The sequence below is a fragment of the Massilia sp. CFBP9012 genome (assembly GCF_034045115.1).
Taxonomy (GTDB): Bacteria; Pseudomonadota; Gammaproteobacteria; order Burkholderiales; family Burkholderiaceae_D; genus Telluria.
Genome location: NZ_JAXCWM010000016.1, coordinates 14,165 through 40,071 on the forward strand (window position 1 = coordinate 14,165; position 25,907 = coordinate 40,071).

Annotated in this window: 27 protein-coding genes and 1 riboswitch; of the genes, 8 read left to right on the forward strand and 19 right to left on the reverse strand. The window is 65.8% G+C overall.

Annotated features, from left to right (window positions below):
• Positions 1–151: 151 nt before the first annotated feature.
• The 6 genes from SOM61_RS22740 to thiC are packed head-to-tail and all read right to left on the reverse strand — an operon-like array spanning position 152 to position 5,207.
• Positions 152–865 carry an ion channel gene (locus tag SOM61_RS22740; protein WP_320476196.1) on the reverse strand — a complete coding sequence of 238 codons (714 nt, stop codon included), beginning with the start codon at positions 863–865 and terminating at the stop codon, positions 152–154.
• Between the two features lie 38 nt (positions 866–903).
• Complete coding sequence (thiE, locus tag SOM61_RS22745) at positions 904–1,518, reverse strand: thiamine phosphate synthase (RefSeq protein ID WP_320476197.1); 615 nt, start codon at positions 1,516–1,518, stop codon at positions 904–906.
• 11 nt (positions 1,519–1,529) lie between these two features.
• The gene (locus SOM61_RS22750) at positions 1,530–2,276 is read right to left on the reverse strand and encodes a hydroxymethylpyrimidine/phosphomethylpyrimidine kinase (RefSeq protein WP_320476198.1); all 747 of its coding nucleotides are present in this window, start codon (positions 2,274–2,276) and stop codon (positions 1,530–1,532) included.
• Positions 2,273–3,076, reverse strand: coding sequence for a thiazole synthase (locus SOM61_RS22755; protein WP_320476199.1), 804 nt, complete (start codon positions 3,074–3,076; stop codon positions 2,273–2,275). The genes SOM61_RS22750 and SOM61_RS22755 overlap by 4 nt, the downstream gene beginning before the upstream one ends.
• A 13-nt stretch (positions 3,077–3,089) precedes the next feature.
• A complete protein-coding gene (gene thiS, locus SOM61_RS22760) occupies positions 3,090–3,293 on the reverse strand; it encodes a sulfur carrier protein ThiS (protein ID WP_123070019.1) in 204 nt (67 codons plus the stop codon).
• Complete coding sequence (gene thiC, locus SOM61_RS22765) at positions 3,294–5,207, reverse strand: phosphomethylpyrimidine synthase ThiC (protein ID WP_320476200.1); 1,914 nt, start codon at positions 5,205–5,207, stop codon at positions 3,294–3,296. It abuts the gene before it with no gap.
• Positions 5,208–5,279: 72 nt separating this feature from the next.
• A riboswitch (TPP riboswitch) is annotated at positions 5,280–5,386 on the reverse strand.
• Between the two features lie 87 nt (positions 5,387–5,473).
• Between thiC and SOM61_RS22770 the strand changes: the two genes are divergently transcribed.
• Positions 5,474–8,272 (forward strand): valine--tRNA ligase, encoded by a 2,799-nt coding sequence (locus tag SOM61_RS22770; RefSeq protein ID WP_320476201.1) that lies wholly within the window; start codon positions 5,474–5,476, stop codon positions 8,270–8,272.
• Positions 8,273–8,470: 198 nt separating this feature from the next.
• Here the strand turns inward: SOM61_RS22770 and SOM61_RS22775 are convergent, their stop codons facing one another.
• Positions 8,471–9,496: an MBL fold metallo-hydrolase gene (locus SOM61_RS22775; protein ID WP_320476202.1), complete on the reverse strand. Its 1,026-nt coding sequence runs from the start codon at positions 9,494–9,496 to the stop codon at positions 8,471–8,473.
• Between the two features lie 129 nt (positions 9,497–9,625).
• Between SOM61_RS22775 and SOM61_RS22780 the strand changes: the two genes are divergently transcribed.
• Positions 9,626–10,234, forward strand: a complete 609-nt coding sequence (locus tag SOM61_RS22780) for a TetR/AcrR family transcriptional regulator (protein WP_320476203.1) — start codon at positions 9,626–9,628, stop codon at positions 10,232–10,234.
• Positions 10,235–10,247: 13 nt separating this feature from the next.
• Here SOM61_RS22780 and SOM61_RS22785 read toward each other — a convergent pair whose 3' ends face one another.
• Both SOM61_RS22785 and SOM61_RS22790 read right to left on the reverse strand, forming a co-directional pair.
• The gene (locus tag SOM61_RS22785) at positions 10,248–10,850 is read right to left on the reverse strand and encodes a papain-like cysteine protease family protein (RefSeq protein WP_320476204.1); all 603 of its coding nucleotides are present in this window, start codon (positions 10,848–10,850) and stop codon (positions 10,248–10,250) included.
• Positions 10,851–11,068: 218 nt separating this feature from the next.
• A complete protein-coding gene (locus tag SOM61_RS22790; protein WP_320476205.1) occupies positions 11,069–12,550 on the reverse strand; it encodes an alanine/glycine:cation symporter family protein in 1,482 nt (493 codons plus the stop codon).
• A gap of 144 nt (positions 12,551–12,694) precedes the next feature.
• On the opposite strand from SOM61_RS22790, the gene SOM61_RS22795 reads away from it, so the two are divergent.
• From SOM61_RS22795 to SOM61_RS22810, 4 genes are all read left to right on the forward strand, one after another.
• Positions 12,695–12,892 carry a hypothetical protein gene (locus SOM61_RS22795; RefSeq protein WP_320476206.1) on the forward strand — a complete coding sequence of 66 codons (198 nt, stop codon included), beginning with the start codon at positions 12,695–12,697 and terminating at the stop codon, positions 12,890–12,892.
• Between the two features lie 103 nt (positions 12,893–12,995).
• On the forward strand, positions 12,996–13,445 hold the full coding sequence (locus SOM61_RS22800) for a DUF2147 domain-containing protein (RefSeq protein ID WP_123070007.1): 450 nt from the start codon (positions 12,996–12,998) through the stop codon (positions 13,443–13,445).
• Positions 13,446–13,484: 39 nt separating this feature from the next.
• Entirely contained in the window at positions 13,485–13,826 is a 342-nt protein-coding gene (locus SOM61_RS22805; protein ID WP_320476207.1) for an SMR family transporter, read from the forward strand.
• A 168-nt stretch (positions 13,827–13,994) separates the two neighbouring features.
• Complete coding sequence (locus SOM61_RS22810) at positions 13,995–14,462, forward strand: hypothetical protein (RefSeq protein ID WP_320476208.1); 468 nt, start codon at positions 13,995–13,997, stop codon at positions 14,460–14,462.
• On the opposite strand, the gene SOM61_RS22815 is transcribed toward SOM61_RS22810, so the two are convergent.
• The 4 genes from SOM61_RS22815 to SOM61_RS22830 all read right to left on the reverse strand — a co-directional run bounded on the left by SOM61_RS22815 (position 14,457) and on the right by SOM61_RS22830 (position 18,830).
• Positions 14,457–15,062, reverse strand: coding sequence for a response regulator transcription factor (locus SOM61_RS22815; protein WP_320476209.1), 606 nt, complete (start codon positions 15,060–15,062; stop codon positions 14,457–14,459). The genes SOM61_RS22810 and SOM61_RS22815 overlap by 6 nt on opposite strands.
• Positions 15,059–16,174, reverse strand: coding sequence for a sensor histidine kinase (locus SOM61_RS22820; protein ID WP_320476210.1), 1,116 nt, complete (start codon positions 16,172–16,174; stop codon positions 15,059–15,061). The genes SOM61_RS22815 and SOM61_RS22820 overlap by 4 nt, the downstream gene beginning before the upstream one ends.
• A complete protein-coding gene (locus tag SOM61_RS22825) occupies positions 16,174–17,988 on the reverse strand; it encodes a CIA30 family protein (protein ID WP_320476211.1) in 1,815 nt (604 codons plus the stop codon). Before SOM61_RS22825 ends, SOM61_RS22820 begins: the two co-directional genes overlap by 1 nt.
• Before the next feature lie 98 nt (positions 17,989–18,086).
• Entirely contained in the window at positions 18,087–18,830 is a 744-nt protein-coding gene (locus SOM61_RS22830) for an SDR family NAD(P)-dependent oxidoreductase (RefSeq protein ID WP_320476212.1), read from the reverse strand.
• Between the two features lie 134 nt (positions 18,831–18,964).
• Between SOM61_RS22830 and SOM61_RS22835 the strand changes: the two genes are divergently transcribed.
• Entirely contained in the window at positions 18,965–19,855 is an 891-nt protein-coding gene (locus SOM61_RS22835; RefSeq protein WP_320476213.1) for an AraC family transcriptional regulator, read from the forward strand.
• Positions 19,856–20,022: 167 nt separating this feature from the next.
• The gene (locus SOM61_RS22840) at positions 20,023–20,424 is read left to right on the forward strand and encodes a hypothetical protein (protein ID WP_320476214.1); all 402 of its coding nucleotides are present in this window, start codon (positions 20,023–20,025) and stop codon (positions 20,422–20,424) included.
• Positions 20,425–20,431: 7 nt separating this feature from the next.
• Here the strand turns inward: SOM61_RS22840 and ruvB are convergent, their stop codons facing one another.
• From ruvB to dusB, 6 genes are all read right to left on the reverse strand, one after another.
• Positions 20,432–21,499 carry a Holliday junction branch migration DNA helicase RuvB gene (ruvB, locus tag SOM61_RS22845; RefSeq protein ID WP_320476215.1) on the reverse strand — a complete coding sequence of 356 codons (1,068 nt, stop codon included), beginning with the start codon at positions 21,497–21,499 and terminating at the stop codon, positions 20,432–20,434.
• Positions 21,500–21,513: 14 nt separating this feature from the next.
• A complete protein-coding gene (gene ruvA / locus SOM61_RS22850) occupies positions 21,514–22,092 on the reverse strand; it encodes a Holliday junction branch migration protein RuvA (protein ID WP_147937357.1) in 579 nt (192 codons plus the stop codon).
• An 18-nt stretch (positions 22,093–22,110) separates the two neighbouring features.
• On the reverse strand, positions 22,111–22,650 hold the full coding sequence (gene ruvC, locus SOM61_RS22855) for a crossover junction endodeoxyribonuclease RuvC (RefSeq protein ID WP_320476216.1): 540 nt from the start codon (positions 22,648–22,650) through the stop codon (positions 22,111–22,113).
• Positions 22,651–22,768: 118 nt separating this feature from the next.
• Positions 22,769–24,355 (reverse strand): bifunctional phosphoribosylaminoimidazolecarboxamide formyltransferase/IMP cyclohydrolase, encoded by a 1,587-nt coding sequence (gene purH, locus SOM61_RS22860; RefSeq protein ID WP_320476217.1) that lies wholly within the window; start codon positions 24,353–24,355, stop codon positions 22,769–22,771.
• 95 nt (positions 24,356–24,450) lie between these two features.
• A complete protein-coding gene (locus tag SOM61_RS22865) occupies positions 24,451–24,684 on the reverse strand; it encodes a helix-turn-helix domain-containing protein (RefSeq protein ID WP_005667930.1) in 234 nt (77 codons plus the stop codon).
• A 130-nt stretch (positions 24,685–24,814) separates the two neighbouring features.
• Positions 24,815–25,840 carry a tRNA dihydrouridine synthase DusB gene (gene dusB / locus SOM61_RS22870; protein WP_320476218.1) on the reverse strand — a complete coding sequence of 342 codons (1,026 nt, stop codon included), beginning with the start codon at positions 25,838–25,840 and terminating at the stop codon, positions 24,815–24,817.
• Positions 25,841–25,907 lie beyond the last annotated feature (67 nt).

Below are 25,907 nucleotides of genomic sequence, written 5' to 3' on the forward strand. Positions count from 1 at the left end.
CACAACAAATCCGGACAACCTATCTTGACCAGGCGCAAAAAAGACTACTTCACCTAGCCAAATAGCGATCCCCTTACAACACCTGGTTCACAATTTGAGTTTCATAGACTGCACATCTATCGACCGTGGCTGATCAGGCACGCTCATGGTGCTAGTCCCTCTCCCAATCCTCCATGCGGCGCTTTCGCGCCCGCCCGACCGCGATCCGGTTACGCGTGGTAAATGCAATCAACCGCGCCACCACCACCGCCAGGTACATCAGCCCGATCAGCATCTCGACACTGGCCAGCGCCCGCGCATGCACGGTCAGCGGAATCACGTCGCCGATGCCGGTGCTCGACAGCAGCGCGAAGCTCAGGTAATTCAGTTCGGTCCAGGTGCGCGGCGCGGCCGAGTTCACGGCAGCGGCAAAGGTGCCAGGGTGAACTTCCTGCAGCAGCACGTACAGGTGGGTGAAGCCCCATGCAATGAGGGTAAAGGTGGCGCCGGCCGCGAACAGCTCGTCGGTGGTGGCCAGCTCGTCGTCCATCATGTAGGCGATCAGGCTGCCCGCCGCATAGAAATAGAACAGCGCCTCTAGCCCCGACGACCAGGCCAGCAGTTCGCGCATGCCGAACAGGATCTGCGCCAGCAGCAGCGCGATGATCGGCACCGCCAGTGCCCAGCTGACCCGCACCTCGCCCGGCGTGCGCCGCACCATGCGGATGGTGAAGGCCAGCACCACGATGCCGAAGACATTGAAGCCCACCTGGCCGGCCGGCGTGCCCTCGATGAAGGGATAGGCCAGCATGCCGATCAGCTGGACCAGGAACAGGATGGCGGACGGGTGGCGGCGGGTGTGGGCGAACAGGAGCAATGGGCGCATGGATGGACGACGGTGATCGCGATGCACCCATTGTAGGTTCAGGCGGGCGGGAACAGCGCGCCGAACGCGCGCGCCGCCTCGGCGGGATCGCGCGATCCGTAGACGCTCGTGATCGCCGCCACCAGGTCGATCCCGCGCGCCACCAGCGGCGCCGCATTGCTCGGCGTCATGCCGCCGATGACGACGATCGGCAGGTCGAACTCGGCGCGCGCCTGGTCCAGCATCTCGGGCGGCGTCACGAAGGTGTATTTCTTGACCGGCGACGGATAGAAGCCGCCGAAGGCGATATAGCTGGCGCCGGCCTCGACCGCCGTGCGCGCCAGGGCCAGTTCGCCGTAGCACGAGGCGCCGACGATCTTGTCCTGGCCCAGCAGCGCGCGCGCTTCGCGGATGCCGGCGTCGGTATGGCCCAGGTGTACGCCGTCGGCGTCGATCGCCTGGCACAGGTCGACATGGTCGTTGATGACGAGCGGCCGGCCATGGCGGCGGCACAGCGCCAGCAGCTTTGTTGCCTGTTCCTTGCGCAGGTCGGGACCGGCTTCCTTGTGGCGGTACTGGACCAGCGCGGCGCCGGCGCCAAGGGCGGCGTCGGTCGCGGCGATCAGTTTTTCCGTATCGTCCCAGTTCGGGGTAACGAGGTACAAGCCGCGCATGTCGACTCCTTTCAGGTTGTCAGTTGCAATAAGCGGCGCGGGATGCGCTGCCCTGGCGCCAGCGCATACGATTGCGCCAGCGTGTGGTGGGTATAGGCCTGGGCCGCGTCGAGCGCCGCCTCCATGCGCTCGCCCAGCGCCAGCCGTGCCGCCAACGCCGCGGCCAGGGTGCAGCCGCTGCCGTGGTAGCCGTGCGGCAGGCGCGGCCAGTGCCAGGCGCGTGCCTCGACGCCGTCGACCAGCCAGCGGTTGACGACGGTGTCACCGGCGGCGTGGCCGCCGGTGACCAGCATCTGGCGGCCGCCATGCATCCCAAGCGCCTCGCGCTCGGGCAGGTTGGGCAGCACGATCGTCGCCAGCGCCAGCAGTTCGCGCAGCGCTTTGATAGCGTCGCCCTGCCCCAGCGCATCGCCATGGCCGCTGGCCAGCACCGGATCGAGCACCACCGGCAAGGTGGGCCGGCGCGCGCGCAAGGCTCGGATGACGTCCACGATCGCCGCCGCGTTGGCGGCATTGCCGGGGATGCCGAGCTTGACCGCCCCGATGTCGAAAGCCGCCAGCAACGGCGCCGCCTGGCGCGCGATCCAGGCGGCGTCGACCGGGCTCGCCGCATGGACCCGGTTGTTGTCCTGCGCCGTCAGGGCGGTGGCCACCGGCAACGGGTGCGCGCCCTGCGCCGCGATCGCCAGGATGTCGGCGGCCAGGCCGGCGCCGCCGCCAGGATCGAGCCCGGCGAACACCAGCACGCAGGGCGTCATCCCGTGATCTTCCCTTCGACGGGCGACGAGGGAGAAGCCGCGAAGCGCTTGGGCATGCGGCCGGCGAGCCAGGCGTCCCGTCCCGCCATTACCGCATGCTTCATGGCGCGCGCCATGCGTACCGGATCGCCCGCGGCGGCGATCGCGGTGTTCATCAGCACGCCGTCGCAGCCCAGTTCCATCGCGATCGCGGCGTCCGACGCCGTGCCGACGCCGGCATCGACCAGCACCGGCACCGTGGCCTGCTCGATGATCAGGGACAGGTTCCACGGATTGAGGATGCCCATGCCCGAGCCGATCAGGGAGGCCAGCGGCATCACCGCCACGCAGCCGATCTCCTGCAGGATGCGGGCCTGGATCGGGTCGTCGCTGCAGTAGACCATGACGTCGAAGCCGTCCTTCACCAACGCCTCGGCCGCGACCAGGGTCTCCGGCATGTGCGGGAACAGCGTCTTCTGGTCGCCCAGCACCTCGAGCTTGACCAGCTTGTGGCCGCCCAGCAGCTCGCGCGCCATCTGCAAGGTGTAGATCGCATCCTTGGCGGTGTAGCAGCCTGCCGTATTCGGCAGGATGGTGAACTCGTTCGGCGGCAGCACGTCGAGCAGGCTAGGCGCGTTCGGGTCCTGGCCGATGTTCACGCGGCGGATCGCCACCGTGATGATCTCGGCGCCGGCGGCCAGCGTGGCTTCGCGAGTCTGTTCCAGGTCGCGGTACTTGCCGCTGCCGACCAGCAGGCGCGATTGGTAAGAACGGCCGGCGATGGTCAGCACGTCCTGTTTGATGTCGTTCAATGCATTCATGTCTTGTCTCCTGTCAGCCGCCACCGATGGCGCGCACGATATCGACCCGGTCCTGCTCATGCAGGCGCCGGTGCAGCCATTGCTGGCGCGGCACCACCTCGCGGTTGACCGCCAGCGCCATCCCCTGTCCGCTCAGGCCCAGTTGCTCCAGCAGGCCGAACAGGGTTTGCCCCTGCGGCACCGTGCACGGCGCCCCGTTGACTTCGATTGGCGTCATTCACACCTCCCGGTACAGCTGGGCGCCGTTTTTCACGAACTCGATCGCCTTTTCCTGCATGCCGTGCGTCAGCGCGGTCTCCCCCTGCACGCCCCTGGCGGCGGCATATTCGCGCACCTCCTGGGTGATCTTCATCGAGCAGAAATGCGGGCCGCACATCGAGCAGAAGTGGGCGACCTTGGCCGAATCCTTCGGCAGGGTCTCGTCGTGGAATTCGCGCGCCTTGTCCGGGTCGAGGCCCAGGTTGAACTGGTCTTCCCAGCGGAACTCGAAGCGCGCCTTCGACAGCGCGTTGTCGCGTAGCTGGGCGCCGGGATGGCCCTTGGCCAGGTCGGCCGCGTGGGCGGCGATCTTGTAGGTGATGATGCCATCCTTGACGTCGTTCTTGTCGGGCAGGCCCAGGTGCTCCTTGGGCGTCACGTAGCACAGCATGGCGGTGCCGTACCAGCCGATATTGGCCGCGCCGATGCCCGAGGTGATGTGGTCGTAGCCCGGCGCGATATCGGTCGTGAGCGGCCCCAGCGTGTAGAACGGCGCCTCGTGGCACTGCTCCAGCTGCAGGTCCATGTTTTCCTTGATCAGGTGCAGCGGCACGTGGCCGGGGCCCTCGATGATGGTCTGCACGTCGTGCTTCCAGGCGATCTGGGTCAGCTCGCCCAGCGTCTTCAGTTCGGCCAGCTGGGCTTCGTCGTTGGCGTCGTAGATCGAGCCGGGCCGCAGGCCGTCGCCCAGGCTGAACGAGACGTCATAGGCCTTCATGATGTCGCAGATGTCCTCGAAGTGCGTGTACAGGAAGGATTCGCGGTGGTGGGCCAGGCACCACTTGGCCATGATCGAACCGCCGCGCGAGACGATGCCGGTCAGGCGGTTCGCCGTCATCGGCACGTAACGCAGCAGCACGCCGGCGTGGATGGTGAAGTAATCGACGCCCTGCTCGGCCTGTTCGATCAAGGTGTCGCGGAAGATCTCCCAGCTCAGGTCCTCGGCCTTGCCATTGACCTTTTCCAGCGCCTGGTAGATCGGCACCGTGCCGATCGGCACCGGGCTGTTACGCAGGATCCATTCGCGCGTCTCGTGGATGTGCTTGCCGGTCGAGAGGTCCATCACCGTGTCGGCGCCCCAGCGGATGGCCCAGGTCATCTTTTCCACTTCCTCGCCGATCGACGAGGTGACGGCCGAGTTGCCGATATTGGCGTTGACCTTCACCAGGAAGTTGCGGCCGATGATCATCGGTTCCAGTTCCGGGTGGTTGATATTGGCCGGGATGACGGCGCGGCCGCGCGCCACTTCCGAGCGCACGAATTCGGGCGTGATCTCGGCCGGGATGCTGGCGCCGAAGGACTGGCCCGGATGCTGGCGGCCCAGCAGCGCCGCTACCCGCTGGCCCATCGGGCCGGACGACTCCAGCGAGGCGATGTATTGCTTGCGCTGCATGTTTTCGCGCAGGGCGATGAATTCCATCTCGGGCGTGATGATCCCCTGGCGCGCATAGTGCATCTGGGTGACGTTGGCGCCGCTCCTGGCCTGGCGCGGCGCGCGCTGCAGGTTAAAGCGCAGCGCGGCCAGCTGCGGGTCGTTCAGCCGCGCCTGGCCGTAGTGCGAGGTCGGGCCGTCCAGCTGCCCGGTGTCGCCCCGTTCGGCGATCCATGCCTGGCGCATCGGCGCCAGGCCGCTGCGGATGTCGATCGCCGCGCCCGGCTCGGTGTACGGGCCGGAGGTGTCGTAGACGAACAGCGGCGGATTCGGCTCGGCGCCGAAGCTGTCGGGCGTGGGCGACTGGCTGATTTCGCGCATCGGCACACGGATGTCGGGCCGGCTGCCTTCGATATAGACCTTGCGCGAATTGGGTAGTGGGTTGACGGCCGCGTGGTCCACCGTGGCGGTGGCGGCGTCAAATTTCAGAGGTGCGTTCATGTGGCTCCCTTGCTTGCGGAGCCAGCAAAGGAGGTGCCGGGTGCGGCAAAACGGGCGGATGTGCGCACGCTTGCATCGATTCGGCTGCTTCCCTTCGCTGGCATTATCCAGATCAGGTTCGGAGGGTATTTCTCACCCACGCGCCGTTGTAACGACGCACAGGACCCCTAGCGTTTGCCGGCCGAGTTTCCCCGGTCCAGCGCAGTAAATTATACGCGCTTGTAATTTATAATGGTTGTTTTCGAAAATATCACTCCGACCACATCATGGAATTAGCCAAGTCTTTCGAGCCAGCCGATATTGAACAGTTCTGGCGCGCCGAGTGGGAAAAACGCGGTTACTTCACCGCCACCATGGACGAGGGCAAGCCATCGTTCAGCATCCAGCTGCCGCCGCCAAACGTGACCGGCACCTTGCACATGGGCCACGCGTTCAACCAGACCGTCATGGACGGCCTGACCCGCTACTACCGCATGCGCGGCTACAACACCGCCTGGGTGCCGGGCACCGACCACGCCGGCATCGCCACGCAGATCGTGGTCGAGCGCCAGCTCGACGCCCAGAAGATCTCGCGCCACGACCTCGGCCGCGACGCCTTCCTCGAAAAGGTCTGGGAGTGGAAGGAAAAATCGGGCGACACCATCACCGGCCAGATGCGCCGCCTGGGCGCCTCGCCCGACTGGAAGCGCGAATACTTCACGATGGACGAAACCCGCTCGAAGTCGGTGGTCGAAGTCTTCGTGCGCTTGTACGAGCAGGGCCTGATCTACCGCGGCAAGCGCCTGGTCAACTGGGATCCGGTGCTGGGCACGGCCGTGTCGGACCTCGAAGTCGATTCGCAGGAAGAAGACGGCTCGATGTGGTACATCCAGTACCCGCTGGTCGACGGCAGCGGCCACCTGACGGTCGCCACCACCCGTCCCGAAACCATGCTGGGCGACGTCGCCGTCGCGGTCGACCCGACCGACGAACGGTATACGAGCCTCGTGGGCAAACTGATCAAGCTGCCGCTCACCGGTCGCGAGATCCCGATCATCGCCGACAGCTACGTCGACAAGGAATTCGGCACCGGCTGCGTCAAGATCACCCCGGCCCACGATTTCAACGACTACGCCGTCGGCCAGCGCGCGAACCTAGCGCCGATCAATATCTTCACGCTGGACGCCAAGATCAACGAAAACGGCCCGGCCCAGTACCAGGGCCTGGACCGCTTCGCCGCGCGCAAGCAGATCGTCGCCGACCTGGAAGCGCTCGGCCTGATGGAACAGATCAAGCCGCACAAGCTGATGGTTCCGCGCGGCGACCGCACCAACGTCGTGATCGAGCCGATGCTGACCGACCAGTGGTTCGTCGCCATGACCAAGCCGGCCCCGGAAGGCACTTTCAATCCAGGTAAGTCGATCACCGACGTGGCGCTGGAAAAAGTCGCCAACGGCGAGATCAAGTTCGTGCCCGAGAACTGGAGCACGACCTACAACCAGTGGCTGGGCAATATCCAGGACTGGTGCATCTCGCGCCAGCTGTGGTGGGGCCACCGCATCCCGGCCTGGTTCGCCGAGGACGGCAGCATCGTCGTCGCGCGCGACGAAGAAGAAGCCCAGGCCAAGGCCGCCGCACAAGGCATCGCCGGTGAGCTGCGCCGCGACGACGACGTGCTCGACACCTGGTTCTCGTCGGCCCTGGTGCCCTTCTCGACCATGGGCTGGCCCGAAGAAACGCCGGACATGAAGATGTTCCTGCCGTCGTCGGTGCTGGTCACCGGCTTCGACATCATCTTCTTCTGGGTGGCGCGCATGGTCATGATGACCGCCCACTTCACCGGCAAGGTGCCGTTCGAGACCGTATACGTGCACGGCCTGGTGCGCGACTCGCAGGGCCAGAAGATGTCGAAGTCGAAGGGCAACACGCTCGATCCGATCGACCTGATCGACGGCATCGACGTCGAGACCCTGGTGGCCAAGCGCACCACCGGCTTGATGGACCCGCGCGCGGCCGAGAAGATCGCCAAGGCCACGCGCAAGGAATTCCCGGACGGGATCGCGGCCTTCGGCACCGACGCCGTGCGCTTCACCATGGCGAGCTACGCTTCGCTGGGCCGCAACATCAACTTCGACCTGGGCCGCGCCGAGGGTTACCGCAACTTCTGCAACAAGCTGTGGAACGCGACCCGCTTCGTGATGATGAATACCGAGGGCAAGGATTGCGGCGCTCCGGCTGCCGAAGACCTGTCCCCGGCCGACCGCTGGATCATCTCGCTGATGAACCGCGTCGAGCTCGACATCGCGAAAGGCTTTGCCGACTACCGCTTCGACAATATCGCCAGCAGCATCTACAAGTTCGTATGGGACGAGTACTGCGACTGGTACCTGGAAGTGGCCAAGGTGAGCGTCCAGCAAGGCACCGAAGCCCAGCAGCGCGCCACCCGCCACACGCTGCTGCGCGTGCTGGAAGTGATCCTGCGCCTGGCGCATCCGATCATCCCGTTCGTGACCGAGGCGCTGTGGCAGAGCATCGCGCCGCTGGCCGGCAAGACCGGTGAAACGATCATGCTGCAGCCCTACCCGCTGGCCGATACCTCGCTGGTCGACGAAGAAGCCGAAGCCTGGATGGAGCAATTCAAGGCGCTGACCGACGCCACCCGCAACCTGCGCGGCGAGATGTCGCTGTCGCCGTCGGTGCGCGTGCCGCTGATCGTCGAGCCGGGCAATGAAGCCGATCGCGCCAGGATGGCGGTGTTCGCACCGTACATCCAGCTGCTGGGCAAACTGGCCGAAGTGCAGATCGTCGACGCACTGCCGGAATCGCCAGCCGCGGTGTCGATCGTCGGCACCACCAAGCTGATGCTGAAGGTCGAGATCGACGTCGCCGCCGAACGCGAGCGCCTGTCGAAGGAGATCGCCCGCGTCTCCGGCGAGATCGCCAAGGCCAACGGCAAGCTGTCGAACGAAAGCTTCGTGGCCCGCGCGCCGGCCGCCGTGGTGGCGCAGGAGCAGGAACGCGTGGCAAACTTCTCGGCCACCCTGGCCAAGATGCAGGAGCAGCTGGAGAAGCTGCCGGCCGCTTGATCGTCGCTGGCAGTCGCACGTCGTCCCCGCGCAGGCGGGGACCCAAGTTTTAAGCAGACCACTTATGCGAATTTAAGTGGCTGCTCAAGCTAACTTGGGTCCCCGCCTCCGCGGAGACGACGTTTTTGGGCTGCTGGAAGAATGAGCGTTTCGATACGCAGAATCTCGCAGCCTCTTGCAGCTTCTCGCAGCCTCTCCTTATTTCAAGCCCTGCCACCAGCGCCCGCCAGCATGCGGCTGTTTCAGGTCCAGCGCCTCCCCCATCTCGGGCGTGGTCAGCTTGACGCCCTTGTCGTCCGCCAGCTGCGCGATCCGGTCGAACGGATCCTGCCAGCGATGCATCCCCAGGTCGAAGGTGCCGTTATGCACCGGGAACAGCCAGCCCGCATTCAGGTCATGGAAGGCCTGCATGGTTTCCTCGGGCTGCATGTGGACGTCGGGCCAGCGCTTGTCGTAGGCGCCGGTTTCCAGCAGCGCGACGTCGAACGGGCCGAACCTGGCGCCGATCTCCTTGAAGCCCTTGAAGTAGCCGGTGTCGCCGCTGAAGAACAGGCGCAGCTCGTCGTGCTGGATCACCCACGAGGCCCACAGTGTCTTGCCCGCATCGTGCAGCCCGCGGCCAGAGAAATGCTGGGCCGGGGTGGCGGTGATGCGCACGCCGCCCACCTCCGTCCCCTGCCACCAGTCGAACTGGCGCACCTTGGCGCGGTCCACTCCCCAGTCGATCAAGCGGTCGCCCACGCCCAACGGCGTCAGGAACATCGTGGTCTTGGCCGCCAGTGCCTTCACCGAGGCGTGGTCGAGGTGATCGTAGTGGTCGTGCGACAGGATCACGGCCTTGATCGGCGGCAGTTCGTCGATCGAGATCGGCGGCGCATGGAAGCGCGCCGGGCCGGCCCACTGCACGGGCGAGGCGCGTTCCGAGAACACCGGATCGGTGAGATAGAACTCGCCGCCGAGCTTGATCAGCATGGTCGAATGGCCGAGGCGATACAAGGTGTGGTCGGGCGCCGCCAGCAGTGCGGCCTGGCTCAGGGCGCGCACCGGCACCGCCTGCTCGGGAATCGTGCCCTTGGGCTTGTCGAACATGAAAATCCACCACAGCTTGGCCATTTCGCCAAAACTCATCTTGTGCATCTCGACCGGGTTGCGGTATTTCCCGTCGTGGAATTGCGGCGAAGCGGGTGCGGTGGTGGTGCTGGCGAAGGAGGTGCAGGCAGCCATGATTGCGATTGCTCCAAGTAGGATAGTGCCGAACAGTAGGCGCATGATATGAATAGATAGTCGTAAAGTACACTACACAGTGTAGTATCGAAATTTGAGAAAGTAAACTACTGAGTGTAGAATTCGCGTATGCACACGCCGACCCGCCTGACCGACCGAAAACGCAGCGCCATCCTGGCCGCCGCTGCCGAGCAGTTTCGGGTCCACGGTTACGAAACCGCCAGCATGGACGCCATCGCGGCCCTTGCGGAAGTGTCCAAGCGCACCGTCTACAACCACTTCGCCAGCAAGGAAGAGCTGTTCGCCGAGACCGTGATGCAGATGTTCGAAAGCAGCGCCGGCCAGCTCGAACTGGGCTACCAGCCGGAGCGCAGCCTGCGCGAGCAGCTGGTCGAACTGATGACGCTGAAGATGCACACCCTGGCCGACCCGGAATTCATCGCCCTGGCGCGGGTGGCGATCGGCGAAGCGATTCACGCGCCGGAGCGCACCTTGCCGGTGATTGCCCGCCTGGGCGAGCGCGAAGAAGGTGTCACTGCCTGGATCCGTGCGGCCCAGGCTGACGGCAAGCTGAAACCGGGCGATCCTTCGTTCGCGGCGACCCTGCTGCAGGGCCAGGTCAAGACCTTCGCCTTCTGGCCGCAGATCGCGATGGGCGCCGCACCGCTATCGCCCGGGCAACAGGAGCGGGTCATCGACGCCGCGGTATCGATGTTCCTGTCCTACTTCGCCAGCTAGGCCGCGCAGGCGATCAATAAAAGTCAGAAGCAAACCCGCGCCGCACCGTACCGACCTTGAATGACTGTGCGGACACGTCGACTTCACTGAATATCTGCCCGCTGCGGGCGGCATCCGCCCGCACCTGCCAGAACGGCCCGCCCAGTCCCGTACGCGTCGCCAGCTGCTGGCACCGCCTGATGGACATATAAGAGCGACGGTCGGATTTGGAGGTAAGAAAACTGAAGACATTCGGGTTGTAGTACACCAGATTGCCAGTTCTGCTGACGCCAATGATCAGGATGGCATGCTCGCCCCATCCGAGCTTTCCGGCGCCATACTTGCCTGCTGCAATAACCGGGCCTCGTTCGAGCGCAACCTCCCAATCACGCTGCTCATGACTGCTTACCAGGGTATCGTTCGTGACGAGACCGTAGTCTTCGGCATGCAACTCGAGACGGGAACCCTTGTTCTTCCTGTACTCTTCCATTGCGAAGTCCGGATGGGCAATCCGGTTTTCCCCATAAATATTCCTGTACTTGGTGTACATGAGCATTTCGATGCACGTCAGCCAGCAGCATTCCTTGGTCCCCTGCCACCGCCACATCACATCGCTCGTTCCCGTGCGAAGCGCCATCGCTTTCTCCTTGCATCCAGATTGGTATGCACCATATACGCGGATGCCCGCGCACCGGACGCCATCAGAAGCTGATCACGAAGCGGGCGCCCTTGCCCACCTTGCATAGCGCACCGTGCCGCCGTTTTCATGGACCAGGTGGCGCACCATGCCACAGGCGGCACTCGCCAATGTGGAGCGCAGCCTGCGCCAGTCGCGGCTGGCGCTGCGCGAATAACTTATTTAACCGGTGCGTCGTCGCGCACAGGCGCTTGCGGCGCGCGCAAGGCGGCGGCGCGCTGCTCCCAGTAATGCGCGTTCTCGATCCCGAGCGCCTTCGGATCGAACTCCGGATCCTTGCCGGCCTTCTTCTGCGCCTCGTAGTCGCGCAGGCACTTGAACGCCACCTTGTGCAGCATCACGATGGCGACGATGTTCAGCCACGCCATCAGGCCCACGCCGATGTCGCCCAGGCCCCAGGCCACGTCGGCGGTCTTGACCGCGCCGTAGATGGTGGCCGAGACGATGCACAGCTTGAGCACGAAGCCGAGCCACGGATGGCGGCCGTGGCGGTCCATGTAGGCGATATTGGTCTCGGCGATGTAGTAGTAGGCGACGATGGTGGTGAAGGCGAAGAACAGCAGCGCGATCGCCACGAACAGCGCGCCGAAGCCCGGCATCACGTTCTCGAGCGCGGTCTGGACATAACCCGGCCCCGAGGCCACGCCCTGGATGCCGACGAACACCGGCGTGCCGTCCGGGTTTTCGACGTTGTACTGGCCGGTCATGAGCAGCATGAAGGCGGTCGCCGAGCACACCAGCAGGGTGTCGATATAGATCGAGAAGCCCTGCACCAGGCCCTGCTTGGCCGGATGGCTCACTTCGGCCGCCGAGGAAGCGTGCGGGCCGGTGCCCTGGCCGGCCTCGTTCGAGTAGATGCCGCGCTTGACGCCCCACTGGATCGCCAGGCCGAGCATGGCGCCGAAGCCGGCGTCCAGGCCGAAGGCCGAGCTGAAGATCAGCTGCAGCACGCCCGGCAGCTCGCTGATATTCATCGCCACGATCACCACCGCCACCAGGATGTAGGCGGCCGCCATGAACGGCACCACGATCTCGGCGAAGCTGGCGATGCGCTTGACGCCGCCGAAGATGATGATGGCAAGCAGCACGGCCAGGCCGATGCCGGTGTACAGCGGGTCGATGCCGGCCGCGGTCCTCAGGCCCTCGGCGATCGAGTTGGCCTGCACGCCGGGCAGCAGCAGCCCGGTCGCCAGCAGCGTGGCCAGCGCGAAGGTCCAGGCGTAGCGCTTCATGCCCAGGCCTTTCTCGATGTAGAAGGCAGGGCCGCCGCGGTACTGGTTGCCCAGCGGCTCCTTGTAGACCTGGCCCAGGGTCGATTCGACGAAGGCCGAGCTGGCGCCGAGGAAGGCCATCATCCACATCCAGAACACCGCACCAGGGCCGCCGAAGGTGATCGCGGTGGCGACGCCGGCGATATTGCCGGTGCCGACCCGGCCGGCCAGCGTCATGGCCAGCGCCTGGAACGAGGACACGCCCTGCTCCGAGCTCTTCCCTTCGCGCATCAGGCGCACCATCTCGCGCACGTGGCGCAGCTGCAGGAAGCGCGAACGTACGGAGAAATACAGCCCGGCGCCGAGGCACAGGGCGATCATGATGGGGCTCCAGATGATGCCGTTGATAGCGTTGACCAGGTCGAGCATGCAATGTCCTTGTGGCGTGGGAAAAAGATGCCACAAGATACAACAATTCATGAAAAACTTGCATCGGAAAAAAATAGAATGGCTGCGATTCGCCACCGGCTCAGCAGGAAATGGCAATACGTCAAGACATGGTAGGATCGGACCATGGACCGACGAAGCGACTACAAGACCTCCCTGCGCATCGACGCCGTGATCCACGAAGCGTCTGCCGACAACCGTTCCGGCGCCGCACGCCAGCTCGCCGAGCTCGGGGTGCCGCTGGACGTCACCATGCGCGTGCTGACCCGCCCGGCCGAGCGGCGCCACCAGGTCACGCCGGAAGACGTGCGCAACGCGCCCTGAACCTCAACGCCGGTTTTGGAGGAAACCCTCTGATTCCGGCCCCTCCCGTTGCCAGGTGACTTTGCTACACTCTGCGATACCAACAACAACACTGGAGACACCCATGCGACACCTGATGCGCGCCGGCCTGATCGCCGCCATGTTCGCCCTGCCCGCCGCCGCGTTCGCGCAAGGCGCCTCGCCGGTCGGCACCTGGAAAACCATCGATGACGAGACCGGCAAGCCGAAGGCGCTGGTGCGTATCACCGAGGAAGGCGGCGTCCTGACCGGCAAGATCGAGAAACTGTTCCGCCCGGCGGACCAGGACCAGAATCCCAAATGCGTGAAATGCAGCGACGCGCGCAAGGACCAGCCGATCATCGGCATGACGATCCTCTCGGGCCTCAAGAAAGAAGGCAACGACTACACCGGCGGCCAGATCCTCGATCCGTCCAACGGCAAGACCTACAAGAGCAAGGCCAGCCTGGCCGACAACGGCAGCAAGCTCGAAGTGCGCGGCTATGTCGGCGCCCCGATGTTCGGCCGCACTCAGACCTGGCAGCGCGAACAATAAACCTCAACGCGGCCCGGCGACGGGCCGTTTTTCTTCCTGATGACCCTCAATCAAGCCTATATCTTCCTTGGCTTTGCCATCGTCGCCGAAGTGATCGGCACCACCGCCCTCAAGGCCTCCGACAGTTTCACCCGTCCCATTCCGAGCCTGATCACGGTCGGCTGTTACGCCCTGTCGTTCTACCTGCTCACCTTCAGCCTGCGCGTGCTGCCCACCGGCATCGCCTATGCGATCTGGTCCGGCGTCGGCATCGTGCTTATCTCCCTGGTCAGCTGGTTGTATTTCAAGCAAAGCCTGGACCTGGCGGCCATCGCCGGCCTGGGCCTGATCATCGCTGGGGTGCTGGTCATCAACCTGTTTTCCAAGAGCGTCGGGCACTAGCGCACGCCTGGTTCACGCGCTGGGCAATGTCGGCTATCCTTACGCGAACATCACGTCAACCGCGACGTGTTGCCGGACGTTACTTCCAGCCCACCTTGGAACCTGATTGGCGCAATGAAACCGACTTCCGTAGCGCGTGCCGCACGCCCCGTCTTCCGCGGACGGGCCATGCGCGTGATTCGCCTGCTCAGCCTGGCTGGCGGCGTGTTCGGCATCCTGTTGCCGGCCGCCTTGCTGGCCTCGACCGCGCACGGCATTCCTGACTGGATGGAACCGTACATCGTGCTGGTCGGCGTGGCGCTCGGCTCGGGCGGTTTTTTCCTGGTCGCGATGGCCGGCCACCGCATGAACCGCGATGCCATGCTGCGCTCGTTCGCCGCCCTGCTCCTGATGGTGCCCTTCGGCGCCAGCGGCGTCGTGATCTGGCATGCCAGCAATATGCTGATGGTCTATCTGTGCACCTTCCTGTTGATGCTGACGATCCTGCTGTATTTCAGCTTCATCTATCCGCTGACCCATGTGCCGCAGCAGCCGATCGTGCCCAGGACGCCTTCCCGGCGAATGCCGAAACCGATCCAGTGGATTCCGCTGCGCCGCAATGTGCAGCGCGAACGCAGCACCACGCAAACGCTATAGCCAACCCGCATCGCGCGCCATCCGGTACGCTTCCACGCGATTCCCTGCGCCCAGCTTGCTGATCGCCTCCGACAGATAGTTGCGCACCGTGCCCTCAGACAGGTGGACCTGGCGCGCGATCTCGACGCTGGAGCGCCCTTCTCCGGCCAGGCGCAGCACCTGGCGTTCGCGCTCGGTCAGCGGGTCGCTGCCGCCGTTCCAGCTTGCCAAAGCCAGCTCGGGCGCGATCGCGCGGCCGCCACCGTGCACGACGCGGATGGCATCGGCCAGCGCCTCGACCGGCGCATCCTTGAGCAGGTAGCCGCGCACGCCCGCCTCCATCGCGCGCCGCAGGTAGCCGCTGCGGGCGAAGGTCGTCACCACCACCACGCGGCAGGCCAGCTTTCTCGAAGACAGCGCCTGCGCCAGTTCGATGCCGGTCATATGCGGCATCTCGATATCGGTCAGCACGATGTGGGGAACGAGGCGTTCGCACAGGGCCAGCGCCTCGCGGCCATCGAGCGCGCCGGCCACCACCTCGATGTCGGGCTCCAGCCGCAGCAGCGCGCTCAGGGCGCCCAGCACCAGCTGCTGGTCTTCGGCGATCAGGACGCGGATCATGCCGGCACCTGCAGCTCGAGCGCCAGGCCATCGCCGGCGGCCAGCTTCATGCGCCCGCCGAGCGCCGTCACCCGCTCCTGCATGCCGGCCAGCCCGTTGCCATGCCTTATCTCATCGGTATCGCGCAGGCGGCCGTCGTCGTGCACGCGCAGTACGGCGTGGCCATCTTCGCGGCTCAGCGACAGCGTGCAGCGCGACGCCCGGGCATGGCGCACGATATTCGTCACCGCCTCGCGCACCGCCAGCGCCACCACGTGTTCCACCGCCGGGGCCAGGTCGATGCGCTCGACCCGCTCGTCGAGCACGACCTCGGCGGCCTGCAGGCTGGCGCGGGCGCTGGCCAGGGCCTGGGCCAGGCCGCTCTCGCGGTAGCCGGTGACCGCCGCGCGCACCTCGGCCAGGGCATTGCGCGCGCTGGCTTCGATGTCGGCGATCTCGCGTTCGCAGGCATCGAGGTCGCGCCGCGCCAGCTTGCCGGCCAGTTCGGCCTTGAGCGCGATCGTCGACAGCGAATGGCCGAGCAGGTCGTGCAGGTCGCGTGAGATGCGTTCGCGCTCGGCGATGCGCGCCATGTGCTCCACTTCTTCCTGCTTGCGCGTCAAGCGGGCGCGCGAGTCGCGCAGGCGCTGGTCCATCAGGGTCGACAGGCCCACCGGCAGGCCGACCAGCAGCAGCGGCAACAGGAACACCGTCTGCATCCGGCCCTCGACCAGGAACGAGGCCGCCACCCCGCCGGCGAGCACCGCCAGCATGCCGCCGACGGCGTGGCCAGTCCGCGGGATGCGGGCGCACATGGCGCAGGCGAAGATGAAGAAGCAGGCGGCGCCCGGATTCCAGCGCGCCCACAATGCGCCGAGCAGGCAGCTCGCCGCCACGCAGGCGTGGACCTGCCAGCCGCGCGCCCAGAAGCTGAAGCAGTACAGCACAACGAAGACTACCAGCGTCAGCGTCAGCATGGCCGCCTCCAGCGCGCCGGGCGTCATGTAGGCGAATTTCCAGAACAGGTAGCCGAGCGACAGCAGCCACAGGTATTGCAGCCTGCCGTATTCGGGCGGGATCCAGGGCCGCGCCAGCGCGTGCCGGAGCGTCGTCATGATGGTTGGCTCAGTCATTATTCTTGTCCCAGCAGGCGCACGTCGACGAGTTCGAAGCGGTAGTCGCCGGCTTGCGGGCCGGCGCTGAATGCTAGCATGGCAACGGCGGCCGGATCGATGCCGGCGAAGGCCGACAAGGGTACGCTCACCTCTTCCCACTCGCCCTTGGCCACGAAGGGCACTGTGCTGGGCCGAGCGTTGCCGGCGCCCATCAGCATCACCTGATAGGTCTTGCCGTCGCCGCGCACCTTGAAGCGCAGGGTCTTCGCCGCGCTCAGGTCAACCGGCCGCATCGGCTGGGCGCCGGGCATGAAGGCCACGGCAGACCACGCGAACGGCAAGCCCGGCGCGACCGTGGCGCGCACCGCCAGCGGCACTTGTCCGTCGGGCAGCGGCGGCAGCACCTCGAGCTTGACGGTCGACTTGCCGCCCGCGATCTGGTCGGTCGACGGCATCCAGCCGCTGCCGAACTGACTGCCCAGGCGGCCCGCACTGAAGTCGCTGATGCGGCCATACGGCGGCAGCGCCTGACGGGTGGCCCCGCTGCCTTCCTGCGCCACCCGCTGGCGCCGCGCATCGCGCAGGCCATTGGCGCTCTGGCCATCCTTCCAGACCTCGACGATGCGGCGCGTGGCCTTGATGTCGGCCGCCGGATTGCCCTCGACCAGCAGCAGGTCGGCCTTGCAGCCCTTGGCGATGCAGCCGCGCTGGCCCAGCCTGAAGGCCGCGGCCGGCGCGCTGGTGGCGGCGGCCAGCGCCTCGGCCGGGCTCAGGCCCGCCTCGACCAGCGCCGCCAGTTCTCGGTGCATGCTGATGCCGTACAGGGTGCCGGCGTTGCCGGCATCGGTCCCGGCCAGGATCGGCACGCCGGCCTTGCGCAATGCGGCGGTGACGGCTTTCGGCGCCGCCAGCGCCTGGGGCCGCGCCTGCGCGCCATAGCGCGCCCTGAGCGTGGCGGCGCCTTCGCGGTCGACCAGCGCCGCCAGCCGGGCGTCGGCGAGCAGGTCGTCGCCGCGCACGCCGGCCATGCTTTCCAGGACCGCGAAGGTCGGAATCACGAAGGCGCCCCTGGTCCTGGCCAGCCGGGCCAGGCCATCGACCGCCTGTCGATCGGGCGCCGCGCCCAGGAACAGGTGCACCAGGCCGTCGGCGCCGGCCTCCAGCACGGCGCGCGCATCCTGCTTGTTGCTGACGTGGACCACGGCCAGCTTGCCGCGCAGGTGGGCGGCCTCGATCAGCGCCCTGGCGGTCGCCAGGTCGAGCGAATTCATCTTGCTGGTGCCCTGGCCTCCGGCTTCGAGCACGATCTTGATGAAGTCAGAGCCTTCGGCGATGCGCGCATCGACGAAGTCGCGCGCCTGGTCCGGCCGGCTCAGGGTCGGAATGGGCAGGCCGTACTTGGTGCCGTGGCCGTTCGGGGCGGTGGCCAGGGTGCCGGCCGAGAACATGTCGGCCCTGCCCGCATTACGGCCGGTCGCCATGCTGCCCTTGACCTCCTGCATCAGCGGCACGGCGGTGAACATGTCGACTTGGGTGGTGACGCCGAACAGCAGCGGCAGATCGAGTTGCCTGAACGCATGGGTATGAGCATCGATCAGGCCCGGCAGCAGGGTGCGGCCGGCGCCGCTGACGATGCGGCTGCCTGCCGGTGGCGCACCGCGGAAGTCGGCGTCGACGATGACGCCACCGTCGAACAGTACCGACCGGCGTTCGTGCACGGTCTTGCCGTCGAAGACGCGCACGTCCTGAACCAGGGTGGCGGCGGCCAGCGCCAGGCTGGACAGGGTGAAGCCGATGGCGACGGCGATTGTTTTCAGGACGGGAGCGGACATGGTTTCCTCACGGGGTTGGTGTGAGGCCAGTATGTCGATGCCCTGCCCGGCCCGATAGAATCGCTTGCCATCGATCCTGGCTGACAAATGTCATCCGCTCAGATCTGGTAGCCGCCGCCGACCTCGATCGACTGGGCGTTGACCCAGGCCAGTTCCGGGCCCAGCAGGCTGGCGATCACGCGCCCCACTTCATCCGCCTCGCCAACCCGGCCGAGCGCGGTCCGAGATGCCAGCAGGGCTTCGAATTCATCGTTCAATCCGCCGCCCAATTGGGTACGGATCGCGCCCGGCGACACCGCGTTGGCGCGGATGCGGCGCGGGCCGAATTCCTGGGCCATGTAGCGGGTCAGCACCTCGAGGCCGCCCTTGAAGGCGGCATACGGCGCGACGCCGCTCATGGCCACGCGCGTGGTGGCGCTGGTGAGGTTGACGATCGCGGCGCCGTCCGCCAGTAACGGCAGCAGGGATTGCGTCAGGAAGAACGGGCCTTTCAGGTGCACGTCGAGCAGGCCGTCGAACTGTTCCGGCGTGACCCGCTCGATCGGGTTGAACAGGCCGTGGCCCGCGTTGTTGACCAGGCCGTGCAGGTGGGTCGCGCCCCAGGTGTGGTCCAGCGCCTGCGTCAGCGCGTCGTTGAAGCCGGCGAAGCTGGCGATGTCGCCCACGTCCAGCCGCAGTGCGACGGCCTTGCCGCCATCGTGGACGATGCGCTCGACGACCGCCTCGGCCGCTTCGGGATGGTCCTTGTAGCTCAGGACCACGCCCATGCCGCGCCGCGCGCATTCGATGGCGGCGGCGGCGCCGATGCCGCGGCTGGCGCCGGTGATCAGGATGACGTTCATGTTCGCTCCAGTGTGGGTTCAGGTGGGAGCATGGTAGGGATGCGGATGCGGCCAGGCCCCCTGGATCCTGCCAGATTCCTGCCTATTCCTGTCAACGACTTGCGTCGTCGGCGGCACTCTGTTTGAATGCGGAGATGGAACAATCATTGAACGAACTGCGCGCGCTGGCGGCCGGCGCCCTCAATCGCCGTACCGAGACCGGCATCCCGCGCGTGGCCATGGTGCAGGGAGAGATTCCCGCCCACCAGCTGGCGGCGGTGTACGACCCGATGATTAACCTGATCCTGCAAGGCAGCAAATCGATGACGGTCGGCGAACGCACCCTGCACTACGATCCGGCCACCTATTTCGTGATGTCGGTCGAGCTGCCCGCCGTGGGCAAGGTCCACCCGGCCAGCGACGGCGCGCCCTACCTGGCCGTGAGCCTCACGCTCGACCCGGCGGTGCTGGCGCCGCTCCTGGCCGACCTGCCCGAACCTGCCGCGCCACACGCCGGCGGCGCCTTCTCGGTCGCCGCCATCACGCCCGAACTGATGGATGCCTGGGTGCGCATGCTGCGCCTGATGCGCCAGCCACAGGACATCGCGGCGCTGGCGCCGGCGTATGAACGCGAGATCCTGTACCGGGTGCTGCAGGGACCGCACGGCGCCATGCTGCGCGCGATCGCCATGCCGGACAGCGCGCTGGCGCGGATCCAGCGCGCGATCGCGTGGATCCGGCGCGAGTTCGCCACTTCCTTGCGAGTCGAGACGCTGGCCGAGAAGGCGGCGATGAGTCCATCGTCCTTCCACCGCCACTTCAAGGCCGCCACCGCCCTGAGCCCCCTCCAATACCAGAAACGCGTGCGCCTGATGCAGGCGCGCATGCTGATGGTGGCGCATGGCGCCAGCGTGACGGGCGCCGCCTTCGAGGTCGGTTATGAAAGCGCGACCCAGTTCAGCCGCGAGTACGCGCGCCTGTTCGGGCTGCCGCCCGCGCGCGATGCGGCGCGGATCGCCGTGCTTGCGCGCGGAAACAGCATGTGACCGGCGCCCGGCAGATATAAAGAAACCATCGCGCACGAAGAAACAATTACGACAAGTATTTTTTCGTGTGTGCTATCTTGATTTCACTGCCGGACCGGCAGGACGTTTTTCGTATGGCTATCCAAGAATCCGGCCTTTGCCGTCTTTTCACTCCACAAGGATTTGCCATGATCTTTCTTCGACTCGCCAGCCTGGTGGCCGGCGTGCTGGTGCTGATCTCACCCGCCATACTGATACGCGTCGGTGGCATGCCGCCGGATACAGCCCAAGCCAGCGCGGCGCTGGCCTGCGTGGTGCTGGCGTCGAGCGGTTTCATCATGGTCGGGATGGCAGGCCAGCGCCTGCGCCGCTCGGCCCTGCTGCGCACGGCGGCGGCGATCCTGCTGGGCGTGCCGACGGTCGCCAGCGCCGCCCTGCTGTGGCGCGGCAGCTCGCCCGCGGTGCTGTGGCTGGCCGGCGCCGTCATCGGCTTGAGCATGCTGCTGTACCCGACGCTCGTCTATCGGCCGGTCCCTTCCCTCGCCACGCTGTTGCAGCGGCGACGCCGTCATCCCGCGCCGGGGGCCTGAGCGCAATTCAACCGGGCGGCAGGCTATCCCACAAATCGCCCGTCGGGCTGATGCGCGGCGCGCTGACGCCGAAGTGCTGGTAAGCCAGCGGCGTGGCGATGCGTCCGCGCGGGGTGCGCTGCAGATAGCCCTGCTGGATCAGATACGGTTCGAGCACGTCCTCGATGGTATCGGCGGCCTCGCCGATCGCCGCCGCCAGGTTGCCGATGCCGACCGGGCCGCCGGCGAACTTGAACAGCACCGCCTCCAGCAGCTTGCGGTCCATGACGTCGAAGCCGACGCTGTCGACGTCGAGCATCTTGAGGGCGCGGTCGGCGATGTCGGCCACGATCTCGCCATTGCCCTTCACCTCGGCATAATCGCGCACGCGGCGCAGCAGGCGGTTGGCGATACGCGGCGTGCCGCGCGCGCGCTTGGCCACTTCGCGCGCGCCATCCTCGTCGATCGGCGCGCCGAGCAGCGCGGCGCTGCGCTGCACGATCCTCGTCAGTTCGTCGACGTTGTAGAACTCCAGGCGCGCCACGATGCCGAAGCGGTCGCGCAGCGGATTGGTCAGCATGCCGGCGCGGGTGGTGGCGCCGACCAGGGTGAACGGCTGCAGGTCGAGCTTGACCGAACGCGCGGCCGGGCCCTCGCCGATCATGATGTCGATCTGGTAGTCCTCGAGCGCCGGATACAGGATCTCTTCGACCACCGGCGACAAGCGGTGGATCTCGTCGATGAACAGCACGTCGTTCGGCTCGAGGTTGGTGAGCAGCGCCGCCAGGTCGCCCGGACGCTCGAGCACCGGACCCGAGGTCTGGCGCAGGTTGACGCCCATCTCGCGCGCGATGATGTGGGCCAGCGTGGTCTTGCCCAGGCCCGGTGGGCCGAACAGCAGCGTGTGGTCGAGCGCCTCGCGCCGCTTGCGCGCGGCTTGAATGAAGATCTCGAGCTGGTCGCGGATCTTTACCTGGCCGACGTATTCGTCCAGCTGCTTTGGACGCAAGGCGCGTTCGATCGCCTCTTCGTTGGGCGAGGCCGGCGCGGCGTCGATCACGCGCTGTTCGGTAAAGCTGTCGGTCTGGATGCTCATGACGTGTCTCTACATTAGCCTTTGGACAGCGCCTTCAGCGCGAACTTGATGCCGTCCGAGACGCTCGATCCGGCCGGCATGTTCTTGATCGCGAGGAGCGCTTCCTTGTCAGAATACCCCAGCGCGGCCAGCGCGTTGAGCACGTCCACCTGCGCGTCGTCACGGGCCGCGCCGGCGACCATGCCGATATCGGCGCCGAGCTTGCCCTTCAGTTCGAGCAGCAGGCGTTCGGCGGTCTTCTTGCCGATGCCCGGCACCTTCACCAGGCGGCCGGTTTCCTGCAGGGTGACGGCCTGCGACAGCTCGGCCACCGTCATGCCGGACAGGATCGCCAGCGCCATGCGCGCGCCGATGCCGGTGATCTTGATCAGCTGGCGAAACAGCGCGCGTTCGGACGCCGCGCCGAAGCCGAACAGCAGGTGCGCATCCTCGCGTACCACCAGGTGGGTGAACAGCACGACTTTTTCGCCGGTATGCGGCAGGTTGTAGAAGGTGCTCATCGGCACGTCGACTTCGTAGCCGACGCCATTGCAATCGACCAGCACGTGCGGCGGCGCTTTTTCGAGCAGGGTTCCAGAGAGGCGACCGATCATCGGTTTTCCTTAACTATTTTATGAAACGAGGCGGCTGTTCTTCATGCGCAGCGCCTGGCCGGCGGGGGACAAGCCATTGAGCAGCGCCAAGGTGTCGATGCTGTGGGCGTGGCAGATCGCGACGCCCAGGGCGTCGGCGGCATCGGTGCCCGGCAGGCCCGGCAGCTTGAGCAGGCGCGCGACCATGTCCTGCACCTGTGGCTTGGCCGCCTTGCCGGTGCCGACCACGGCCTGCTTGACTTGCACCGCCGTGTATTCGGCCACGTCGAGGTCGGCGCTGACCAGGGCCGTGATCGCCGCGCCGCGGGCCTGGCCCAGCAGCAGCGTCGACTGCGGATTGACGTTGACGAAGACTTTCTCGATGGCGGAACAGGCTGGGCGATAGGTGGCGATGATTTCGCTCACGCCGTGCAGGATGACCTTGAGCCGCGGCGGTAAAGCGCCTTCCAGCCCGGTCTTGATGGTGCCCGAAGCGATGTAGCGCAGCTTGGCGCCGTGTTTTTCAATGACGCCGAACCCCGTCGTGCGCAGGCCCGGGTCGATGCCGAGAATAATCATGATGGAATGTTACCCCGGCTGGGGGTGTTCGTGGGAAAAATACTGTGCAAAAACACAGTTCACCACGGTTGAATCGCATCGGGCCGGCAAATTCCACCGGCCCGATGGTGTTACCGGATCAGTGACGGAAGTGACGGGTGCCGGTGTACAGCATCACCACGCCGCGCTCGTCGGCGGCGTCGATCACTTCCTGGTCGCGCATCGAGCCGCCCGGGTGGATGACGCAGGTCGCGCCCGCGTCGACCACCACATCCAGGCCGTCGCGGAACGGGAAGAAGGCGTCCGACGCCACGGCCGAACCGGTCAGCGACAGGCCGGCGTTCTGGGCCTTGATCGAGGCGATGCGGGCCGAGTCGATGCGGCTCATCTGGCCGGCGCCGACGCCCAGGGTCATGCCGTTGGCGCAGAACACGATCGCGTTCGACTTCACGAACTTGGCCACGCGCCAGGCGAACATCATGTCTTGCAGTTGCTGCGGGGTCGGCTGCTTCTTGGTGACCACGCGCAGGTCGCCCAGGCCGACGTTTTTCGCATCCGGCGACTGCACCAGCAGGCCGCCGCCGACGCGCTTGACGTCGTAGGCGTTCTGGCCGGCGCCCAGCGCGATTTCCAGCAGGCGCACGTTCTGCTTGGCCGCCATGATCTGGCGTGCTTCGGCCGTGAACGATGGCGCGATCAGCACTTCGACGAACAGCTTCGACAGCGCTTCGGCCGCCTTGCCGTCGACTTCGACGTTGAAGGCGATGATGCCGCCGAAGGCCGAGGTCGGGTCGGTCTGCAGCGCGCGCGAGTAGGCGTCCAGCGCATCGACGCCGATCGCCACGCCGCACGGGTTGGCGTGCTTGACGATCACGCAGCCGGCCGGCTGCTGCATGCCGCCCAGCGACTTGACGCATTCCCAGGCCGCATCGGCATCGGCGATATTGTTGTACGACAGTTCCTTGCCCTGCAGCTGGGTGTAGTTGGCCAGCGCGCCGTCGATGGTGATCAGGTCACGGTAGAAGGCTGCGCCCTGGTGCGGGTTCTCGCCGTAGCGCATGTCCTGGACTTTTTCGAAGCCCATGTTCAGGGTCTGCGGGAAGCTCGAGCGGGTCGCGTGTGCGCGGTCTTCGCCCAGGCTGGTCAGGTAATTGGTGATCGCGCCGTCGTACTGCGCGGTGTGCGCGAACACTTTCTTGGCCAGGCGGAATTTGGTTTCATAGCTGACCGGGCCGGTGGCTTCGCCCTGGCCTTTCATTTCGGCCAGCACCACGCCGTAGTCGGCCGGGTCGACGATCACGACCACGTCGCGGTGGTTCTTGGCCGCCGAACGCAGCATGGTCGGGCCGCCGATGTCGATGTTCTCGATCGCGTCTTCCAGCGAGCACTCTTGCTTGGCGACGGTCTGCTGGAACGGATACAGGTTGACCACGACCATGTCGATCTGCGGAATATTGTGCTCTTCCAGCTTGGCCACGTGCTCCGGGAAGTCACGGCGCGCCAGGATGCCGCCGTGCACTTTCGGGTGCAGGGTCTTGACGCGGCCATCCAGCATTTCCGGGAAACCGGTGTAGTCGGCGACTTCGGTCACCGGCACGCCGTTATCCTGCAGCAGCTTGGCGGTGCCGCCGGTGGACAGGATATTGACGCCGAGCGCCGAGAGCGCACGTGCGAAATCGAGCACGCCGGTCTTGTCGGATACGGAAATGAGAGCTTGTTTGATCATGGTGTGGCCTATGGTTGAGAATTCCTGGCGGCGGGCAGGCGGATCGGGGATCCGTTCATGGCCGCGCGCTAGGTGCGCGGCCACGTGGGTCACGCTTAGAGCAGCCCGTGCTCCTGCAGTTTCTTGCGCAAAGTGTTCCGGTTAATGCCCAGCATCTGCGCGGCGTGCGACTGGTTGCCGTCGGCGCGCGACATGACGACTTCGAGGACGGGCTTTTCGACGGTCAACACCATCATGTCGTAGATGTTGGTCGGCTTTTGTTCGCCCAGATCGTTGAAATAGTCTTCGAGACTCTTCTGGACGACTTCCTGGATACTTTCTTTGCTCATGTCTTCTGCTGCTTCATCCTGGTTTAATGATTGCTCCGCTCTCGCGAAGCGCGTCCCCGTGTTCTTGTTCTGGTTTGCTGCGTGGGTTGCTGCTGGGTTACTGCATATTTACTGAGTGCTGCCGGACTAGCTATGCCGCGATCGCGTCGAGGTCAGGATGCGCGGGGCGGTATTGTAACCGCTCGCCATGCCTGTGCTGCGATTTGAAAAAGTCATCGACCGCCGCCAGTTGCTCGGCCGTCGATTCCAGCAGGTTCATGCGCTGCCGGAATTCCTCGCCGCCCGGCAGGTCTTGTACATACCAGCCGATGTGCTTGCGCGCAGTGCGCACGCCGACGTATTCGCCATAGAAGGCGTAATGGGCCGGCAAGTGCTCGTTCATCAATTCGCGCACCTCGTCCACCAGCGGCGCCGGCAGATGTTCGCCGGTGCGCAGGTAATGGTCGATCTCGCGGCAGATCCAGGGACGGCCTTGGGCCGCGCGGCCGATCATCACCGCGTCGGCGCCGGTATAGTCGAGCACGAACTTCGCCTTCTCGGGCGTCGTGATGTCGCCATTGGCCACCAGCGGGATGCTCACCGCCTGCTTCACGGCGCGGATGGTGTCGTATTCGGCCTCGCCCTTGTAGCCGTCGGCGCGGGTGCGGCCGTGCAGGGTCAGCATCTGGATGCCGGCCTGCTCGGCCAGGCGCGCGATGCGCAGCGCGTTCCTGTTTTGGCGATCCCAGCCGGTGCGGAACTTCAGGGTGACCGGCACATCGACCGCCTCGACCACGGCGTGCAGGATGCGTTCGACCAGGTCTTCGTGCTGCAACAGGGCCGAACCACACCAGCTATTGCACACCTTCTTGACCGGGCAACCCATATTGATGTCGATGATCTGAGCGCCGCGCTCGACGTTGAACTTCGCGCAATCGGCGAGGTCTTTAGGATCGGCGCCGGCGATCTGCACCGCTTTCGGCTCCATCTCGCCTGCGTGGTCGATGCGGCGCGAAGTCTTCTCGCTGGCCCACAGGCGCGGGTTCGACGCCGCCATTTCGGACACCGCATAGCCCGCGCCGAGCTGCTTGCACAGCTGCCGGAACGGACGGTCCGTCACTCCAGCCATGGGGGCGACAAAGACGTTATTACGCAGGTGATATGGACCGATTTGCACAGCAGAAAAACTCAGAAGTTTCTTGGGAACCTGCTATTTTACCCCAAGCGCTGCTCAAATTATCAGC

Bases quoted from the DNA above. Each gene is read 5' to 3' on its own strand.
- SOM61_RS22770 (WP_320476201.1), top strand. From the start codon at position 5,474: ATGGAATTAGCCAAGTCTTTCGAGCCAGCCGATATTGAACAGTTCTGG.
- SOM61_RS22790 (WP_320476205.1), bottom strand. From the start codon at position 12,550: ATGCTCGACCTGGTCAACGCTATCAACGGCATCATCTGGAGCCCCATC.
- SOM61_RS22740 (WP_320476196.1), bottom strand. From the start codon at position 865: ATGCGCCCATTGCTCCTGTTCGCCCACACCCGCCGCCACCCGTCCGCC.
- SOM61_RS22800 (WP_123070007.1), top strand. From the start codon at position 12,996: ATGCGACACCTGATGCGCGCCGGCCTGATCGCCGCCATGTTCGCCCTG.
- thiS (WP_123070019.1), bottom strand. From the start codon at position 3,293: ATGACGCCAATCGAAGTCAACGGGGCGCCGTGCACGGTGCCGCAGGGG.
- ruvB (WP_320476215.1), bottom strand. From the start codon at position 21,499: ATGAGCATCCAGACCGACAGCTTTACCGAACAGCGCGTGATCGACGCC.
- SOM61_RS22815 (WP_320476209.1), bottom strand. From the start codon at position 15,062: ATGATCCGCGTCCTGATCGCCGAAGACCAGCAGCTGGTGCTGGGCGCC.
- SOM61_RS22820 (WP_320476210.1), bottom strand. From the start codon at position 16,174: ATGACTGAGCCAACCATCATGACGACGCTCCGGCACGCGCTGGCGCGG.
- SOM61_RS22865 (WP_005667930.1), bottom strand. From the start codon at position 24,684: ATGAGCAAAGAAAGTATCCAGGAAGTCGTCCAGAAGAGTCTCGAAGAC.
- purH (WP_320476217.1), bottom strand. From the start codon at position 24,355: ATGATCAAACAAGCTCTCATTTCCGTATCCGACAAGACCGGCGTGCTC.
- SOM61_RS22830 (WP_320476212.1), bottom strand. From the start codon at position 18,830: ATGAACGTCATCCTGATCACCGGCGCCAGCCGCGGCATCGGCGCCGCC.
- SOM61_RS22780 (WP_320476203.1), top strand. From the start codon at position 9,626: ATGCACACGCCGACCCGCCTGACCGACCGAAAACGCAGCGCCATCCTG.
- SOM61_RS22795 (WP_320476206.1), top strand. From the start codon at position 12,695: ATGGACCGACGAAGCGACTACAAGACCTCCCTGCGCATCGACGCCGTG.
- SOM61_RS22805 (WP_320476207.1), top strand. From the start codon at position 13,485: ATGACCCTCAATCAAGCCTATATCTTCCTTGGCTTTGCCATCGTCGCC.
- thiC (WP_320476200.1), bottom strand. From the start codon at position 5,207: ATGAACGCACCTCTGAAATTTGACGCCGCCACCGCCACGGTGGACCAC.
- SOM61_RS22755 (WP_320476199.1), bottom strand. From the start codon at position 3,076: ATGAATGCATTGAACGACATCAAACAGGACGTGCTGACCATCGCCGGC.
- ruvA (WP_147937357.1), bottom strand. From the start codon at position 22,092: ATGATCGGTCGCCTCTCTGGAACCCTGCTCGAAAAAGCGCCGCCGCAC.
- SOM61_RS22810 (WP_320476208.1), top strand. From the start codon at position 13,995: ATGCGCGTGATTCGCCTGCTCAGCCTGGCTGGCGGCGTGTTCGGCATC.
- SOM61_RS22840 (WP_320476214.1), top strand. From the start codon at position 20,023: ATGATCTTTCTTCGACTCGCCAGCCTGGTGGCCGGCGTGCTGGTGCTG.
- SOM61_RS22825 (WP_320476211.1), bottom strand. From the start codon at position 17,988: ATGTCCGCTCCCGTCCTGAAAACAATCGCCGTCGCCATCGGCTTCACC.
- ruvC (WP_320476216.1), bottom strand. From the start codon at position 22,650: ATGATTATTCTCGGCATCGACCCGGGCCTGCGCACGACGGGGTTCGGC.
- SOM61_RS22785 (WP_320476204.1), bottom strand. From the start codon at position 10,850: ATGGCGCTTCGCACGGGAACGAGCGATGTGATGTGGCGGTGGCAGGGG.
- SOM61_RS22775 (WP_320476202.1), bottom strand. From the start codon at position 9,496: ATGGCTGCCTGCACCTCCTTCGCCAGCACCACCACCGCACCCGCTTCG.
- SOM61_RS22835 (WP_320476213.1), top strand. From the start codon at position 18,965: ATGGAACAATCATTGAACGAACTGCGCGCGCTGGCGGCCGGCGCCCTC.
- thiE (WP_320476197.1), bottom strand. From the start codon at position 1,518: ATGCGCGGCTTGTACCTCGTTACCCCGAACTGGGACGATACGGAAAAA.
- SOM61_RS22750 (WP_320476198.1), bottom strand. From the start codon at position 2,276: ATGACGCCCTGCGTGCTGGTGTTCGCCGGGCTCGATCCTGGCGGCGGC.